The sequence below is a fragment of the Pseudobutyrivibrio sp. OR37 genome (assembly GCF_900113655.1).
Taxonomy (GTDB): Bacteria; Bacillota; Clostridia; order Lachnospirales; family Lachnospiraceae; genus Pseudobutyrivibrio.
Genome location: NZ_FOQF01000025.1, coordinates 1 through 17,811, shown reverse-complemented (window position 1 = coordinate 17,811; position 17,811 = coordinate 1). Strand labels below are relative to the sequence as shown.

Below are 17,811 nucleotides of genomic sequence, written 5' to 3'. Positions count from 1 at the left end.
TTACTTTCCAAACAACTTTCCTAGTAGTCCAAACTTTCCTGCAAGTGTTGCTCCAACTCCTGCTACGATTATAACAGATGCTGCTGCAACTGGCACTACTGGGAATGATGTTTTTTCCTTGCCAGCTTCTGGTACCTGCTCATCTTCGATTGTCTCAGATGGCTGTGGATCTACAGAAACTTCCTCATCTGCCGGCTCTTCTTCTGGCTGCTCTTCTGCTTCATCCTCTACTACTGCTTCAGTAGTATCCTCTGATACAGTTGCATCACCGTTTCCGAAGAATCTGTCTCTTACAGTTCTAATTCTGTCAACTACATTTCTTACTACACGACCAACTGGTGTGTTTTCGATTGGAGCGATAATAGCATCTACTGCCTTATCAATAGCCTTGTTGATGTTGCTGATAATATTTGCAATAGGATTGCTGTTTCCGCCATTTCCACCGTTACCACCTGGAGTAACTGATGGAGCTGCCTTGATAAGCTTAATGTCATCGCAGTTTCTTACTCTGAATACTGGTACTGATACATCAGAAGCTCCTTCTGGATGCTTGTAAAGTACACCAATTGCAGAAACTGTAGCGCCAACCTTTACAAAATCAGTAAGAGTGTTCTTACCTGTTGTAGCTGATTTGATGTAACCATCGATGAAGATAGCTGCCTCAACACCTGACTTATCCTTAAGCCAGAACTCTTCAATGGCACCATCAGCACCAATTGCTACTCTTGTAACCTTACCTTCTGTCTCAAGTAATGAACCGCCCAGCTTGTCGTAATCCATTGCTGTCTTTGTATCAACCTTCTTAGGCTCCCAAATGTGTGGCTCATCATTAAGAATCTTGTAAGAAATAACCTTTAATTCCTTATCTCCCTGGTACTGTGAAACATATCCAACGATACGCATCTTTGTACCAATTGCAAGACCTGGTGTTGCGTATGGGAAGATATCGATACCAGCTGTCTCATCCTGGAGATAGATTGTATCGAAGAATGTTGTGTTTTCGTTGTCTGTACCAGATGTTACATATCCTTCTACGGCAAACACTTCATTCATTTCACCGGCTCTTGCTTCAGCGATTGTTGATACTGGAAGCTCAACCTGTGAACCATCTAAAATGTTGTTTACGATTGTGTGGTTTACATAAGGAAGAGAATCGTTGTTGTCCATCTCTGCCTTTACTTCGAAGTCTGAAAGGAATACGCCACCGGCTACGATAATCTGTCCACCTGCTTTTGTCTTCTGACGAGCAAGGAAGGTTACGTTGCCTTCGTTGTCAAGCTTCTTACCCTTTACTCCATTTTCAAGGGTGCCTTCGATTGCCTTACCATTATCATCCTTGCAATCTACAGAGTATGTTGTGTTATATCCCTTTACAAGCCATTCTGCTGCATCTACAACATCGTTTGCTGTAGCATTTGAAATATCAACTGAGCAGCCTGAATACTGGCTGTACTTCTGGCCCTCTCTGAAGCCTGCAAGAAGCTCAGAATCAAGATTTACATTTGTAGGATACATTCTGTAAACCTGACCGCCATTATTCTTGTCATCGCAAACCTCATCAGAACCCATGCGGATTGTTGCGCCGATTGCTGAAAGAAGCTTGTTCTGCTCTGTGCCTGTCTGACCTTCTGCTGTATCTGAGTAATCAGCCAAACCGCAAACTGCAACTGAACCACCGTTTGCAACGTAGTCCTTAACAGTAGCAATGAATTCATCTTCGAAATGGCTTACCTTGTAATCTCCTGCGTTTGCAGTACCAGACTTCTTTGCTGGAGCTGAAACTACAAGAAGCTTAGCATTCTTAAGTGTGTCAGCTGTAATCTTGTCTCTTACAACTGTTGCACGGATATTCTTTGCTGCGCAAAGCTTGATAAACGCATTTACGTTTCCACCGTAGTAGCCTGTTACATAATCATTTCCATGTGTACCATCGATAACGATGTCTGCAATCATAGATGGAAGTGCGTAGCTTACCTGCAGCTTATCTGTGTAAACCTTTGGAACACCGTTAAGTGTTGCTCTAACTGTGATTTCGTAGGTTACCTGACCTGCTTCGTTGTAAACAAAATCTGTTTTGAATGTAGCTGTATCATTTGAAGCAACTGAAGCAACCCCTGCTTCCTCGCCTGTAAGTGATGCAACCGGTGTTTCCTTACCATCAACGTCCTTAAGTACAACGTCGATGAAGTTAATATCAAGAGCACTTGCTTCGTTGTTGTATAAATCAACATTTACGTCAAGGCTTTCTCCCTTAACTGGAAGAACTGTGTTTGTATAAGTCTTGTTGATACCACAAGCTTCAACCTCGCCTACCCATACAGGAGCTGTAACAGCGATATCGCCATCATCCTCTGTAATCTTTAAGTAGTAGTATGAATAGCTTGAAGGTACTTCAAATTTAACCGTTGTATCATTACCTGATACGTTCTGCATAGCGATTGACTGTCCACCGTTTACAATAACTTCAACTCTGCCAATCTTTGAATCTGTAGGATCCTTAATGTCTGCCTTAAGCTCTACTGTGTCGCCAACTGCATCCTTCTCAAGGATTGTACCCATGATGTAATTATCAAGTGTGTAGTAAATTGAAAGATCGTTATCCTCTGTTGCGTAAATACGATAGTTTCTCATTGCATCGTAGATAGCGTTCTCATCATTTACATCAGCAAGCATTACTGTTCGTGCTGTATTGGCATCGCCCCACTTACCCTTGTGGTTATCCTGGTTGTTTGTAGGAGCTACGTGCCAGCCCTTATCAAGTGCACGTGTGTAGTACTCGTATGATGGGAAGTAACCTGAAGAACCGATTGTTCCTTCACCGTTACCAACCTCGATCATTGTGATAAGGTTATCATTCTCTTCTGAGTAATATGCGAAATCACTGAAATCACCGAATGTAGTACCTGGGTGGTTGAACTGGCTGATTGAATCAGGAACAGTTCTAAGTGCTGCATAGTAGTTCTGAAGAGCTGTTGAATATGTTGAATATTCTGTCTGTGTACGGCTCTGGAAACCTGGTGTGTTGAAGGTGTTCATGTGACCAAGTCCGTTTGACCATGTCATTTCATAACCGTAAGCACATGTAAATTTGTCTGTTGAGTACTGCTTTACAAGATTGTGAGCGTATGTCCACTCATCATCTGCAGACTTATCAACGTTTTCAGTAATCTTTGATTCCTTCTCATTATCAATTGAGTTACTGTGATCTGTGATTACAATGTAATCTAAGTTATCTACCTTTGTTGCATGCTTTAAGGCATCCTCAAGTGAACCAGCACCATCGGAAATGTTTGTATGAGCATGAACCTGTCCGAAGTAGATATTGTATTTGTCATTAAGTCTCTTTGTGAACTTAATTGTTGATACTGCGCTATCCTTATAGCCTTCTTTAACAGCCTTTACCTGAAGCTGACATGGAAGAGCCTTAAGCTCGAATGAACCTGTGTAGGTAATCCAGTCTTCGTGCTCTACTTCCTTTTCTGTTGCAGGCTCTGTAGGCTCAGTAGCTTCTTCGCCCTCTGCCTTTTCTTCAGTCTTTGTAGCCTTTGCATCAGCTGCCGCAATCTCTTCTTCAGTCATGTATCTGTAGAGGATTGTTGCATCTTCTGTCTTTGTCTTAAGTGATACCTTCTGATTTTCGATAACGGCACCACCGTTTGGTGCAGCCTTTACTGCCTGAACCTGAGCCTGAGTATATGAGTAGCTAACTGTGATACTCTTTTCCATACCCTCTTTTGTAGCGTATGCCTGAACTGTTGCAGGAAGCTCAGTGATTGTAAGCTTTTCGTTTTCATCATACTTAACGAATTCGCCACCATTTACTGAATAGTAAATATCTGCGCCTTCTGTAAGTGATGAAAGATCAATCTTCTGTCCAATAGCAACCTCTGAGCTGCTTGGATTTGCAACTACAAATCTTGCTCTGGTAGGGTCGATAACTGGGTTTCCTGATAATGCAACACTATCCATACGGATAACGCCGCCATTAGATGGCTCCTTGTCACCCTTAGCATTTAAATTGCCTGGAACAAATCTGATATAAAGCTTCTCAGCATTTGCTGCTGCATTTGGAACATTAAATTTAAAGCTCACATAATATGTAGGAGCATAAGATGTCTTTGCAATACCGTCTGCAATATCGCCAGAACCACTTACCTCATACTGCTCCATGATTTCCTTACCATTTTCATCCTGCTTACCAGATTTCTTGTATGCAGAATATTTGTATGAGTAAGTACCTGTCTTGAAGTTTTTGAAGTTCTCTCCATCTGTTGAATACTGTAACTGGAATGAACCAGCTGCTGTATTTGAAGCTCTCATTCTAAAGCCAAGCTCAAGGTTTCCATAGCCAACTGTTGAAAGAGCAAGCTGCATGTAATCTGTTGCAGCATTTGCAACACCAGTTGAACCCATGTAAAAGCTTGTTGAGCCTGTTGTTGAGCTCTTTGCAGATGTCCATGGCTGTGTTTCTACACCACCAACGACTGATGTGAACTTTGCTGACTTATCAAGCATATCGTTTGTAGCGTATTTATCACCATAGATTGCTTTAGCACAATCTTCAAACTCGTTGTAATGAGCATTACCTGCCCACTGTGCAACAGCAAGTCTTTCGTCCTCGTACTCAAGCTTAACTGTCTTCTCGCCTTCTTCTAAAGCGAAGAAATTAAATACGTAAGCTGGATCTTCCTTGAAGCCATAAGCCTTGAAATCACCGCCGTAGTACTCGAAGGCCTGAACGCTAGAGCCAACCTTTACAGTTGCACTCTTTAGATAGAAGTTACCAGCATTCTTGTCATCTGCTGCTGCAAGAGTCCATGTACTTTCATCTGTTGCGTTATCTGCAAGAATAAGATTGATTGTTGTCTTTGTCTTGCCATCCTTTTCTGTCTCTAACTTTTCGATTGTAAGATACTTACCATCTTCTGTCTTGAACAGATAGTTTCCGTTTTCATCAATTACTACTGTAAGAACAACTGCTTCAGTATCCTTGATATCAATTGTTTCATCTTCAGCTGGCTTAAGGTCGATTCCCTGAAGACCACCCTTTTCAGCAACCGATGTCATAACCTTGCCTGAGCCTGGATGATATGCAACTACCTGGTCACCATCATAAAGCTCTCTTGTAAGCAGCTTGCCTACAGTATTTTTAGTAGGAACGTCTTCCTTTACCTGAAGGGAAGGAACTGTGTATGCATTAAGCTTGAATGCATCGATTTTATCTGTTCCTGCAACATAGCTGTAAGCTGTGAAGGTATTGAAAAACTCGATGTACTGTGGCTTATCAATGTTCTTCTTTGCATCGTGATAAATAGCCTTTGTATTTTTGATTAATAAGCTACCATCTTCCTGTGTCTCTACTGACCATGTGCTGTAATCTGTCTTTTCAGTAACAAAAGAAAGAGCACTGCCTGTAGCTGTAGTTGTTAAATAATGCTTTGTTAATACATTTTCAATAAAGATGTTTGTTGTGATGTAATACTCACCATCTGCCTCAGCCTTCTCTAATGAAAGCTTTGCGATAGGTGCTTCTGCCTCTGAGTAAACAAGGTGCTTGTCAGAATCAAGCTCTGCCTTAAGAGCTTCAAGCTTTGTATTACCCTTCTTATCTGGTGCTGTAGCAGTTGTTGTCATGATGTTTGCATCGTTAAATGCAAGAACAAACTCCTGCTCAGAATCAAGCTTTGTTACATCAGTGATTTTGCTTCCTGCTGCAAGTGTATAATTGAAAGAAACGATTTCGCTCTTCTTATCATCCTTTGTAGCATAAGCGTAGATTGTAGTGTCCTTTGTGATTACAACTGCTTCCTTGTATGGGGAATAGTTATCCTCACTACCGTTTACGTTGTAATAAATCTTTGCGTCTTCATCAGCACATGAAAGAGTTACCTCTGTGCCAAATTCAACAGCTTTTCCGCTTTCGATTGAAGCTGTAGGTGCTGCAACCTTGGCATCACCTGCGTTTTTGGTGGTGAGCTTGTAGAAAGCCACTGACTGGTCAGCAATATTTCCACCATTTGAAGTGTAAGCTCTGAAATCCTTCTTATTATAGATTCCTAAATAACGAGCTACCCCCTTAGAATCCTTGGCTGATAGATAGCCGTTATCAGCTAATTCCCATCTAGCGCCTACTTCATCCTTTGGCATACTGTTAACTCTTACACCATTGTTTGCTGCAGTAGTATATAGATAGTTAGTACCAGAAGCGAAGGTGTAGTATGTTTTTGTAACAGTCTCTTCCTTCTTATCTTCTTCCTGTTCTTCCTCTGCTGAAGCATCTTCCTTTAATTCTTCTGAAGCTTCCTTATTATCTGAAAGCTGCTCCTTAGCATCTTCCTCAACAGCAGCCTTTGAAGAATCATCTGTATTTACTACAGTTTCTTCAGCTGTTTTCTCTGAAGTTAATTCTTCGGATTTATCCTCTGAATCTGAAAGATTCTTTTCTACTAAAGAATCCTCCTCAGCCTCAGCATTGTTTTCGCTATTAGCAACAACAGTTTCTTCTACTGTTTTTGTGCTAACGCTCCAAGCATAATCGCTGTCCTTACCCTCTGAAACGGTAAGCTCGCTTCCACTAACTGTTGCTAGAACTGCACTAGGTCCAGATTTAGTAGAGGATACGCTTGGCATAACATAGGTTTCGCCATCAGATGTTGTAACTGCGATGGCAATAGAGTCATTAGAAGTGATTTCGTTAAGACTTACTTTAGTCCATACATGATTAGCTTCTTCTGCAAGGGATACAAAGGACATATCAGAATATGCAGTAGTTGCAACCATGAAAAAAGCCAGAACCAAAGAAAGCCCTCTTCGAGCCAATTTTTTCATTCCTATACTCTCCTCCTTAAAATTTTTTGACAAAACGCGTCAAAAAAAGCGACCCTACCTAATCATCCCAATATAGCCCCAAATGATTCGGTATATAAATCGCCTTCCCTAAATCGTTATGTCGTGTAATGTTAGAGTATCATTTCTGAAAATTCTTTTCAATATAAAATTCACACTCTAGACACATTTCATCACATTATACAAAAAATTAAAAATGTTCTGTGCTTTTTACTAATTGAATGTATTATTCAAAAGTCATCCCCTATGTAAAGTATCTGTGTTATTATTATCACATGAGAAAAAAAGAATTAGCACTAATAGTAATTGAAAGATTAAAAAAGGAATATCCATACAGCGATTGCACATTGGATTATGACGATGCCTGGAAATTGTTAGTAAGTGTCAGGCTAGCAGCCCAGTGCACTGATGCCAGGGTAAATGAAATCGTTCCACATCTGTATGCCAAATTTCCTACCATCAGCGCAATTGCCGATGCTGATGTAAGTGAGGTTGAGGAAATTGTACGACCTTGTGGACTTGGCAAATCTAAAGCCAGGGATATTGTGGCATGCATGAAAATGCTTAGGGATGTGTACGATTGCAAGGTTCCTGATACTATGGAGGAATTGTTGGCGCTTCCTGGTGTAGGCCGCAAATCTGCCAATCTTATACTAGGAGATGTTTTTGGCAAGCCTGCCATCGTCACCGACACCCACGCTATCCGTCTGTCAAATAGAATCGGCCTTGTAGACAATATAAAAGAGCCATCCAAAGTTGAGATGGCTCTTAGGAAAATCGTTCCTCCTGAAGAAGGCAACAACCTTTGCCACAGACTGGTTGACCACGGTCGTGCTGTCTGCACTGCCCGCACCGCGCCTTACTGCGACAAATGCTGCCTTTCAGATGTATGTTTAAAACGTATATAGTTTTATTCGTAACGCAAAGCGTCGATTGGGTTAAGCTTGGCAGCTTTATTAGCTGGGTAGTATCCGAAGAAGATACCGATTGCCATAGAAAATCCTACCGCAATTACGATACTCTGTAGGGAAACCGCAGCATCATAGCCCATTATCTTTACAGCAACTGTTCCAAGAACAATTCCAAGAACAATTCCGATAATTCCACCAATCAGGCAGATAACCACTGATTCGGTGATGAACTGCAATCTGATGGAACCATTTGTAGCACCAAGTGCTTTTCTGGTTCCGATTTCCTTGGTACGCTCGGTGATGGACACCAGCATAATGTTCATAACGCCGATACCACCTACCACAAGGGATATGCCTGCGATAACTGACAGCGCCAGCTGAATGGCACCAATCATGGTATTCATCTGATTCATCATGGATGTCATGGAAACAACCATAACCTCGTAGGCATCATTTCTTGAATAGTAATTAATATTGAAGTAATCTCTTACCTTTGTGGCGAACTCATCATTATTGGTATTTACAGAGGTTACCAAGGTGAAATAATAATCGCCCTTATTCTGATTATGATTGGCTACCCTTGCTGTTTCGTAAGGGATGATAAGCTCTGTTGTAGGATTGTCAGAAACACCGAAGGAGAATTGCTCCTGCACGTATTCGTACACACCTACAATGTAGTAGCTATAGTAGGTGCCACCCACATTGATTTCAATCTGCCGGCCCAAAGCCTTTTCATTGTCGCCATTATAGATTCTTTCTACCAGCTTATCGGTAACGATACAAACCTTTTTAGCCTCTTCATAATCACGATTCAAAAATCCACGTCCAGCAAGGATTTTCTTATCCTTAAAATCAAAATTATCCTTATTATAACCAATGATTTGAACGTTAGCGTTTTTACTGCCTTCTGTCACCTTGCCCTTATCCCCAACATTCTCATACTTAAGCACGTATTTAACGTCATCCGGGAATTCTGCCCTGAAGGCCTTTAGCATGTCTTCTGTAATCAAATCCTGATCAGTCATTTCACGGACATAGCCACTGCCGTAATTTTCACCTGAATCTGAGGCTTTGTTGTCCCTGGATTTTTGCATAACGCCCATTTCCAGGTTGTTGGCACCTAAATCCTGCATGGTGCTGTTGACGATTGAGGTAATAGAATTACCAACTGTCATGATAGCAATAACCGATGCGATACCGATGATGATTCCAAGCATGGTGAGCAAGGAACGCATTATGTTGGCTTTAAGTCCTGCTAAAGCAACCAGGATGTTTTCAGTAAATAGCATTTACTCCACCTCCTTTGTTGCTCTGTTCCAATTGCCTGCTGATTCACCAATAATGTTGCCATCCTTCAAGGTGATTATGCGTTCAGTCTCCTGAGAAAGCTCTGGAGAGTGAGTGATTAGAACGATGGTCTTGCCCTGCTCCTCATGAAGCTTATGGAAGATATCCATAATCATTCTACCTGTTGCAGAATCCAGGGCACCTGTTGGCTCATCGGCAAGGATGATTGCTGGGTCGTTTGCCATAGCTCTGGCAATTGCCACACGCTGCTTCTGTCCACCTGAAAGCTCGTCCGGGTTATGATGCATTCTATCAGTCATATTTACCTCTTCAAGAAGCATCTTTGCTCGTTCCATACGCTCGGCTCTGCCCATTCCCGCATACATCATAGGAAGCTCAACGTTTTTAAGAGCATTGGTTCTGGCAATCAGATTGTAGGTTTGGAACACAAATCCGATTTTCTTATTTCTTAAAGCTGAAAGCTCATGATCCTTCGCTTTTTCAATATCAATTCCATCCAGGGTGTACTCCCCTGCTGTAGGCCTGTCCAGTGCGCCGATGATATTCATCAGAGTAGATTTACCTGAACCAGACTGACCAACTATGGAAACAAACTCGCCCTTTTTCACCGTGAAATTAAGTCCGTGTAAAACCTCAAACTCGTTAGGGGTTCCGATGAAAAAGCTTTTATGAATATTGCGAAGGTCAAGCATTACATTATCTTCCAATTTAATTTCCTCCGCTATTCTTCTGTTGAAATCTCCATGTAATCCATAATGTCTGTACTTGGAGCATCCTTAACAATCGCCTCTACTGTCATGCCTTCCTTAAGGCCGTCGCCCTTGATTTCTACATAGTAGTCACTTTCAAGTCCAACTGTTACGTATACATTTTTCTTGTTTCCATCCTTGTCGATAACGGCAACAAAATCTTTGCCTTTATCATCCTGCTGAATGCAATCGTATGGAACAGCAAGCACGTTATCTACAGAATCCAATACTACGCTGGCCTTTGCTGTCATGCCTACGCGAAGTCGGTCATCATTATTTTTAAGCTGAATTTTGATTTTGTAGTTAGCCACTCCTGCGCTGGTACCTGCTGCAGCAGCCTGTGCCTGTGGGTTCGACTCTGAAATAGAGCCTTCAGATGCCACTGACACGAAGGTTACCTCCCCATCAAATTCCTCATCACCTGTTGCTTCAAATTTAATCTTTGCTGGAAGACCAGTTGCAATATTGGCTACATCGTATTCATTAACAGTTGCTGCAACCACAAAGCCGCTGGTATCTGCTATGGTAAATACGGTATTACCCTGAGTATAGTTGTTACCCTCTTCTACATTCATTGTGATGATGTAACCAGAAATTGGTGCTGATACGTGGGTCTTCTCCATGCTCTCGTACACATCATCCTTGGCATCTACCTGAGTATAGGTCTGTGCAAAGTTCTGCTTAAGCTGAGCGATTTCAATGGACTGCTGAGTATTTGTAATGGTGTCCTGAAGTGTCTTTGCCTTGTCCTTTAAGGTCTTTAGCTCGTCCTGCTTTGCCTCGTAGCTATCGATAGTGAATCCATATCTTTCCTGAACTATTGCGCTCTGCTCGAGATATCTTTCTGTTTCATCTGAATAAGGATCTTTCTGACCATTTTCAAAAGCATCCTTTATATCTCTATAATACTTTTCGTTTTTATCAAGCCACTCCTGCTTCTTTACAATATCTGCCTGAGTGTTTTCCAAATCCTTTTGTGCATCAAGAATCTTCTGCTGTAAATCTGCAATGTCCTTCAAGCTTACTTTATTATCAATGTTATTTTGAGCATTAAGCTCCGCAAGCTTTCTCTCGTAATCATCGCCGTCAAACTCAACTACAACAGTGCCTGCTTCAACATAATCGCCTTCCTTGTAGTTTACCTTTGAAACCTTTACACCAGTGATACCTGTGCCACCGATTGTGGAAGTAACTGTTGCCTTATCGTTTGCAGTAAGGGAACCTGTCACTGCCACGCTCTTCTGCAAATCCATCTTTTTGATTTCAGAGGTAACAGGCTCGTTTGCCGCTTCCTCCATTGCCTTTTTAGCTGAGTTCGCATTGTGAACTATTAGTCCAACTATTGCCAATATAACTGCCAATATAATTACCAGTTTAAGGTGCTTCTTTAAAAAGCCCCCTATTTTCTTTAAAACCTTCACGTTTCATCCTCCTTGAATTGCCTTAGGGCACATAATGATTAACACACATTTGCTAATTAGTGTAATTTCATTATTCTTTTATGTAAATAGATATCACAAATAATTTATACAAATTTTATAATTTTAATAAATTCTTAAACAGATAGCTTGTTATCCATAATCCATGCAGCAGCAAAGTAAACAATTATCGCAAATACGATATCAAAAACTAATCCAAGCACTGTCTTTCCAGTGGAAAATCCGAAAGTATCAAATCCAACTAGCTCCAGGATAATTCCATGAATCTTCTGCACTACCCCGTTGATAATCAGGAAGATGATGAAGCTGATAACACCGCTGAACTTTCTTCCACTTAATATGCTTGCTGAAATGATGACTGCAAGATATCCAACAACAATAGTAAATATCCATATAACAATAAGGTTTAGGCTGACCATTACAAAGCCATAGGTATCCACTGAATAATGTGCCCCCAGTATCTGATTTAAAAATTCAATTCCTTCTCTTATTTCACCATTTGCCGCCATGAGGAAAGTGAAATCAACGATGGCTAAAAGTACGTAAAATAAACCGGCAACTAAAATAGAGCCTGCATTTTCAATCAGCTTCGCCCCAAGAATCTTATAGCTACTGTTTGGTGTCATGAAAAGCATGTAGCTTTGTTTTGTAGTTAAATCCTTATGCAATCTGAATATTCCGTACACTCCAATAATGAAAAGTGCACAGATTGTTGTAAGGGACAAGAAGGCTATTCCCATGCCTAAAAAATCTTCGTTGTTAAAAATAGTGCCACCAATAAACATCAATTCAAATACAGCAGTGAACACTAAAATGATTGCTTTGATAATCCAACTTTTTCTGAACTCATATTTAATAAGATTTAACATTACTGAATTCCTCCCATTTCCACATCAGAAAACACCTGACGATATTTATCTGCCAAGGATGTATTTTCTTCTGTTCTAAGTGCCTCTACATCATACATTCCAGCGAACTGGGCTCTCTTAATGAAGATTGCCTTATCCACAACTGATTCTAATTCCTCTACCAAGTGGCTGGAAACCAATAAGGTTTTGGTTTCGTCTGCTGCCATCAAAATCATGTTCATCACTGAATCTCTTGCCAGCAAATCGATGCCGTTAAGAGGCTCATCAAGCATATAAACCTTTGCATCTCTCGCCATGGTAGCTGCTACCTTAAGCTTTGCCATCATACCTGATGAAAGGGATTTAACCTTTAGCTTCTTGTCCAAATCCATTTTTTCAAGCATGTAGTCATATCTTTCCATGGAGAAGTCCTGGAAAAAATCTGCGTAGTATTTTCCAACATCCCCAACAGTCATCCAATCATAGAAATATGGCTCTGTTGACATGTATGCAATTTCATTTCTGGTAGCTATGGAAATAGGCTGATTGTTATATCTAATCTGTCCCGAGGTAGGCTTTATAAGGCCTGCTGCCATTTTCATCCATGTGGTCTTACCACTTCCGTTTGGCCCAAGCAATGCATATATGTGCCCTGGTTCAAGCTGCATAGTGATTCCATCCACAGCTGTCTTGCCCACAAATTTTTTGGTTACATCAATACTTTCTAGCATAGTTATTCCTCCCTTTGCTTTAGAAGCTCTACCGCTTCATCAATAGATATCCCTAATTCGCTCATAGATTTTAAAAATACATCTAATGCTTCCTCTGCCATCTGCTCTCTTAGCATTGTAATCACTCCTTCATCCTCTGTTACAAAAGTGCCCATACCTCGCTTGGTATAGCACACACCCTCACGCTCCAGTTCCTGATAAACACGGGCTGCGGTGTTAGGATTAATCGTATATGTTACTGCCAGCTCGCGGCTGGATGGTAGCTTCTGTCCGCACTTTATTTGCCCGCTAATAATGTCGGTTTTGAGGAATTTAATCACCTGCAAATAAATGGGTATTTTTGAATCATACTGCATATCCACACTCCTCCTGTTCGTTTGTACTAGTGTACTATCTGTATAGTACACTATGATACTATAGCCGTCAAGATTTTTTACACATTTCTTTTGAAAGAAGTATTATAATTAAACTTAGGTTGGGCTGGGCTGCTGATTATGCTTAGTTGGCTGGGCGGTCTGAATCGATACTTTTAATGAATTGGGAGAAATCAAATGAATAAACTTTTAAAAGAAATTCCTATTACAGATATTGGCAATGTGAAAATTGGTCAAGTTGAGGAGGCTTACGCTGGCACAGGTGTTACCGTTATCATCGCACCTGAAAGTGCGCCTTGCGGTTTAGATATTAGAGGTGGCGGCCCTGCCAGTCGCGAATCAGGTCTTATGGACCCACTTGCTGCCGCAGAGGTAATTCACGCTGTAGTTTTAGGCGGCGGATCAGCCTTTGGTCTAGATGCTGCTGGCGGTGTTATGAAATATTTAGCTGAACATGGCATTGGATTTCCTGTTGGAGATGTGGTTGTTCCACTTGTTTGCCAATCAGATATTTTTGATTTAGGCTATGGCAGAAATGATGTTTACCCGGATAAGGAAATGGGTTACAAGGCTGCTTCCCTTGCTTTTGAGGGCGCTGCCGGTAATTTCCAATCAGGTTGCTTTGGTGCTGGTTGTGGCGCCACAGTAGGAAAATTACTTGGCCCTGATAGATGTACAAAATCAGGTATCGCAAGCTACGCTGTTGCTTTAGGAGATTTGAAGGTGGGCGCAATTGTATGCACAAACGCTGTTGGAGATGTTTATGATTATGTAGACAACAAGCGCATCGCCGGTGTATTGTCTGCTGATGGCTCTTCACTTAACGATGTTTCCTGCGAGGAGCTTATGTATGACATGGTAGCAAATCCACCTGCCGGGGTAACTACTAACACTACTATCGGTATCGTATTTACGAATGCAAAGTTCAACAAGACTCAGCTTTGCAAGCTTGCTGGCATGACACATGATGCCTATGCCCGTTGCATTCGCCCTGTCCACACATCTATGGACGGTGACAGCATCTACGCCATATCCTTAGGTTCAGTGGAAGCTTCACTGGATGTGGTTGGTACTTTGGCTAACCAGGTTATGTGCGAAGCTATCAAGCGCAGCGTTAATGTATAGACATTTTTTTCATTATAATAACAAAAATCCGGAGATTTCTTTTATTAGAAAATCTCCGGTTCTTTGTTATTCATTAATAATCTCTTCTGCCATTGAATAAAAGTCATCCTCTGAAAGGGTTGTATTCTGTCCATATATCAAATAATAGACATCATCTTTCACAAAATTAATACTAGTGAATGTTGAATGCTCTTCTTCATCTGAACCATAACTAATAATGTAATGTTCATCATTTTCAGCCCTCTTTTTTATTTCTTCTGGCACATTGTTTTCCATATTACCTGGCAAAAATACATACTCATCCTCGTTATATTTAACAATGATTCCATTTATGTCTCTTGATGAGGATGGAGTCCTATCGTCTTCAGTCTCTCCTGTATTTATACTTTCGTCCAATGCAAGGCCTATTTCATCTCCTTGAGCATTCTCATACTTTACATCAATTTCATTCCAAGATTTAACATTGTTTAAATTTTTATCCTGCCCATTAACTTTTAAAACTGCAGCTTTATCAAAGGAATATCCATTTGAGAATTCCTCTATAATATATCCTTCAAATCCTGCCTTATCATATATCTTATCAAGCTTTTCATAGGTGTATTTATAATCGAATATCGATGAACCTACTGAAGTGCTTGAAATCGTACCTGCTGCATAAGCTACTCCACCAGTCAAAGCTATAACTGTTACTGCAATTACTGCTACCTTTGGCAGCTTCCATTTCTTCATATTTTTGCCCTCTCTTTCAATTGGTGTAATCTTAGCTTGTGTAAGATTAGCCACAATCCTTTTCTTATCTGAAGGTGAAAAACAAATTGCATCCATAGATTCTATTATCTCTTCTCGTAAATCTTTATCCATGATTAACTCCTTTCAAGTGAACTACACTGCAAATCATAAGCATCTTTCAATAACGGTCTTAATTTCTTTCTTCCCCTAGATAAATATGCAGATATGGTATTTGCAGGTTTATTTAGCATTGTCCCGATTTCATTTACTGAATATCCTTCGTAATAATGCAGATAAATACTGGTTCTATAGTTCTTAGGTAATGTCATGATGATTTCTAGCATCTCTGAATCTTGTTGCATTGTTGCATGAATTCCATAGGCTTCATCTAATACGGTCGCTCTTTTCCAGAAACTTGTTCGCATATGATCTCTGCATGCATTTATAGTTGTGCGGATAATCCAAGCTTTTTCATGCGCTTCACTTTCGAACTGAAAATCCCCAGTTAAAAGTTTCATAAATACATCTTGGCAAATATCTTCTGCATCATCAGTACTTTTCAGCTGCATAAAACTAATCCTTAGAATCATATCAGAATATCGATTTACAAGCTGTTGCACGTTATGGCTATTCATATATGGCATCTTTTTCACCTCGTATGTTTTTTGAAAGGCCTTCACTTATAATACGACTAATGATGACAAAATATGACAGTAAAATTATTAATTTCGTAAATATTTTTCAATTATTATTTTTAAATCTTTTATACTTAATCCATCTCCACCAGTCTCGAATGTAAACAACAGCTTCTGCCCATACTCGTATCCTAGCTCGCGATACTTAGCAATCTTTCTTATTGCTGCTGTGGCATACTCTGGCTTATCCATCATCCCAAAATGCTCATAGAAATATGTCTCTCTAGTTGTTATGTTGAGTACAGCGAAATCTGGGTGAAGTCCTTTCTTATTCAAATCACAGGCTGGCTCATATACATAAGGAACACCTGCTTTGGAAAGCTTGTCTGCTATTATCATTTCAGACTTTGATCTGACATGTTCGCCTTTTTCGGTGTAATATTGGGTTTCGATGGGGTACTTACTTATGTATTCATCATCTTTGTTTGCATATAACTCTTGCCACTGCTTTATATAATTCTCATCATCTAAATAAGTACTTTCTATCAATGCTCTTCTTTCAGGGGATAACTTTGAATATAAATCACTTATTCTATTATTGCTATAATAGCTTAGCAAAGAATCTAATCTATTGAATCTGGTATTGATATCTGCATAAAGCTTCCTATCGAATTCAGACTGAGCAAGCTGCTTTGCGATATCTAAATCACTTTTTCTAATAAAAGTTTTGGCTGAAGCCATGCTATTTCCCTTTTTGCTACACTTATAATACTGGACATACTTTCCCTTGTTCTTCTTAATTTCCAAATAACTACCATCATCTGGGACAATTACTTTCTCTAATCTTTCTTTTTCCATGATAAGTTGATTTCTTTCCTTGTTTAAAACATCAATTATAGCTTTACTCATAATACTCCTTTTCTTTTTTGGCTTTTCTGACTTCTGCTTTACCACTGTGGTTCCCTGCATCAACTTCCACAGTGGTAATTTCCGGCTTCCTTTACCACTGTGGCTTCCCTGCATCGGCTCCGCAGTGGTAATTTCCGGCTTACTTTACCACTGCGGCTTCCTGCATCAGCTTTCGCAGTGGTAATTTCTGGCTTACTTTACCACTGCGGCTTCCTGCATCGGCTTCCGCAGTGGTAATCTCTGGCTTGCTTTACCACTGTGGTTCCCTGCATCGGCTTCACAGTGGTAATTTCCGGCTTACTTTACCACTGTGGCTTCCTGCATCAGCTCCGCAGTGGTAATTTCCGGCTTCCTTTACCACTGTGGCTTCCCGCATCGGCTCCGCAGTGGTAATTTCCGGCTTCCTTTACCACTGCGTTTCCATTCATCAGCTTCACAGTGGTAATCTCCGGCTTCCTTTACCACTGTGGCTTCCCTGCATCGGCTTCACAGTGGTAATTTCCGGCTTCCTTTACCACTGTGGCTTCCCTGCATCGGCTTCACAGTGGTAATTTCCGGCTTACTTTACCACTATGGCTTCCCACATCAGCTTCCGCAGTGGTAATCTCCGTGCAGGTTCAAGTCCTGTCACCCGCACAAAACAAAATAGTTACTTATTTCCGTGTAAAGTATTCCTCTGTCACCCTGCCTTCGCAAAAAAAGAGTGCAAAAAGGTACAGAAAATAAACCATATCCTGCTTGCTGCGCATGGATACGAAAAATCCAACTTACCATGAAATATGCTATCGAAATGATAGCCAAAAGAATTCTAGCCTCACTAGAAAAGTGAAGGCGTATATTGAATAGGTTCCCCAACCTAAAGCTAATAAAAAAATCTCACATACAACTGTATGTGAGATTACAGAGTGTAGACAAAGAGGATGCTGCAAAACTAAGTTTTGCAGCATCCTTTCCATTTTTCTAAGATTATATTTTGATTTTTATGTAAAAAGGCCTTCCTTTAGGCCATTTCTAAATCCCATTCTTGCTGTATCTTTGCCAGCTTCTTTAAATTCATACACGCAAAGGTAAGCGCAACCTTCATTACCATGCGCGCCTTCCCATACATCTGCGTATATCTAAAACCATGATTCTCTTTGGCTGTTCCGAAGATTCTTTCTATGGTTTCTTTTCTGTGAGAGTATAAATCTTTCATACCTAAGGTCTG

12 protein-coding genes and 1 pseudogene are annotated in these 17,811 nt (G+C 40.5%); 2 read left to right on the top strand and 11 right to left on the bottom strand.

The features are described from left to right. A complete protein-coding gene (locus BM097_RS11785) occupies positions 1 to 6,828 on the bottom strand; it encodes a CehA/McbA family metallohydrolase (protein ID WP_090549899.1) in 6,828 nt (2,275 codons plus the stop codon). Between the two features lie 293 nt (positions 6,829 to 7,121). Between BM097_RS11785 and BM097_RS11780 the strand changes: the two genes are divergently transcribed. Continuing rightward, positions 7,122 to 7,754: an endonuclease III domain-containing protein gene (locus BM097_RS11780; protein WP_090549896.1), complete on the top strand. Its 633-nt coding sequence runs from the start codon at positions 7,122 to 7,124 to the stop codon at positions 7,752 to 7,754. Between the two features lie 2 nt (positions 7,755 to 7,756). Here the strand turns inward: BM097_RS11780 and BM097_RS11775 are convergent, their stop codons facing one another. From BM097_RS11775 to BM097_RS11750, 6 genes are all read right to left on the bottom strand, one after another. Beyond that, positions 7,757 to 9,046 (bottom strand): ABC transporter permease, encoded by a 1,290-nt coding sequence (locus BM097_RS11775; protein WP_090549893.1) that lies wholly within the window; start codon positions 9,044 to 9,046, stop codon positions 7,757 to 7,759. After that, positions 9,047 to 9,772, bottom strand: a complete 726-nt coding sequence (locus BM097_RS11770) for an ABC transporter ATP-binding protein (RefSeq protein ID WP_330389642.1) — start codon at positions 9,770 to 9,772, stop codon at positions 9,047 to 9,049. 14 nt (positions 9,773 to 9,786) lie between these two features. Then, positions 9,787 to 11,235, bottom strand: a complete 1,449-nt coding sequence (locus tag BM097_RS11765; RefSeq protein ID WP_090549890.1) for an efflux RND transporter periplasmic adaptor subunit — start codon at positions 11,233 to 11,235, stop codon at positions 9,787 to 9,789. A gap of 134 nt (positions 11,236 to 11,369) precedes the next feature. Then, positions 11,370 to 12,122 carry a hypothetical protein gene (locus BM097_RS11760; RefSeq protein WP_090549887.1) on the bottom strand — a complete coding sequence of 251 codons (753 nt, stop codon included), beginning with the start codon at positions 12,120 to 12,122 and terminating at the stop codon, positions 11,370 to 11,372. Next, positions 12,122 to 12,832 (bottom strand): ABC transporter ATP-binding protein, encoded by a 711-nt coding sequence (locus BM097_RS11755; RefSeq protein ID WP_090549884.1) that lies wholly within the window; start codon positions 12,830 to 12,832, stop codon positions 12,122 to 12,124. Before BM097_RS11755 ends, BM097_RS11760 begins: the two co-directional genes overlap by 1 nt. 2 nt (positions 12,833 to 12,834) lie before the next feature. After that, complete coding sequence (locus tag BM097_RS11750; protein ID WP_090549881.1) at positions 12,835 to 13,188, bottom strand: GntR family transcriptional regulator; 354 nt, start codon at positions 13,186 to 13,188, stop codon at positions 12,835 to 12,837. 195 nt (positions 13,189 to 13,383) lie between these two features. Here BM097_RS11750 and BM097_RS11745 point away from each other — a divergent pair, with 195 nt between their 5' ends. Continuing rightward, complete coding sequence (locus tag BM097_RS11745; protein WP_090549879.1) at positions 13,384 to 14,331, top strand: P1 family peptidase; 948 nt, start codon at positions 13,384 to 13,386, stop codon at positions 14,329 to 14,331. 66 nt (positions 14,332 to 14,397) lie between these two features. On the opposite strand, the gene BM097_RS11740 is transcribed toward BM097_RS11745, so the two are convergent. From BM097_RS11740 to BM097_RS11725, 4 genes and pseudogenes are all read right to left on the bottom strand, one after another. Then, positions 14,398 to 15,192, bottom strand: coding sequence for a hypothetical protein (locus BM097_RS11740; RefSeq protein WP_090549876.1), 795 nt, complete (start codon positions 15,190 to 15,192; stop codon positions 14,398 to 14,400). Between the two features lie 2 nt (positions 15,193 to 15,194). Continuing rightward, positions 15,195 to 15,704, bottom strand: coding sequence for an RNA polymerase sigma factor (locus BM097_RS11735; RefSeq protein ID WP_242944707.1), 510 nt, complete (start codon positions 15,702 to 15,704; stop codon positions 15,195 to 15,197). A gap of 78 nt (positions 15,705 to 15,782) precedes the next feature. Then, a complete protein-coding gene (locus tag BM097_RS11730; RefSeq protein WP_143084986.1) occupies positions 15,783 to 16,604 on the bottom strand; it encodes a hypothetical protein in 822 nt (273 codons plus the stop codon). A 1,018-nt stretch (positions 16,605 to 17,622) separates the two neighbouring features. Continuing rightward, positions 17,623 to 17,811, bottom strand: a pseudogene (locus BM097_RS11725) (transposase); the annotation flags it as partial.

Bases quoted from the DNA above. Each gene is read 5' to 3' on its own strand.
- BM097_RS11785 (WP_090549899.1), bottom strand. From the start codon at position 6,828: ATGAAAAAATTGGCTCGAAGAGGGCTTTCTTTGGTTCTGGCTTTTTTC.
- BM097_RS11780 (WP_090549896.1), top strand. From the start codon at position 7,122: ATGAGAAAAAAAGAATTAGCACTAATAGTAATTGAAAGATTAAAAAAG.
- BM097_RS11775 (WP_090549893.1), bottom strand. From the start codon at position 9,046: ATGCTATTTACTGAAAACATCCTGGTTGCTTTAGCAGGACTTAAAGCC.
- BM097_RS11760 (WP_090549887.1), bottom strand. From the start codon at position 12,122: ATGTTAAATCTTATTAAATATGAGTTCAGAAAAAGTTGGATTATCAAA.
- BM097_RS11755 (WP_090549884.1), bottom strand. From the start codon at position 12,832: ATGCTAGAAAGTATTGATGTAACCAAAAAATTTGTGGGCAAGACAGCT.
- BM097_RS11750 (WP_090549881.1), bottom strand. From the start codon at position 13,188: ATGCAGTATGATTCAAAAATACCCATTTATTTGCAGGTGATTAAATTC.
- BM097_RS11745 (WP_090549879.1), top strand. From the start codon at position 13,384: ATGAATAAACTTTTAAAAGAAATTCCTATTACAGATATTGGCAATGTG.
- BM097_RS11740 (WP_090549876.1), bottom strand. From the start codon at position 15,192: ATGGATAAAGATTTACGAGAAGAGATAATAGAATCTATGGATGCAATT.
- BM097_RS11735 (WP_242944707.1), bottom strand. From the start codon at position 15,704: ATGCCATATATGAATAGCCATAACGTGCAACAGCTTGTAAATCGATAT.
- BM097_RS11730 (WP_143084986.1), bottom strand. From the start codon at position 16,604: ATGAGTAAAGCTATAATTGATGTTTTAAACAAGGAAAGAAATCAACTT.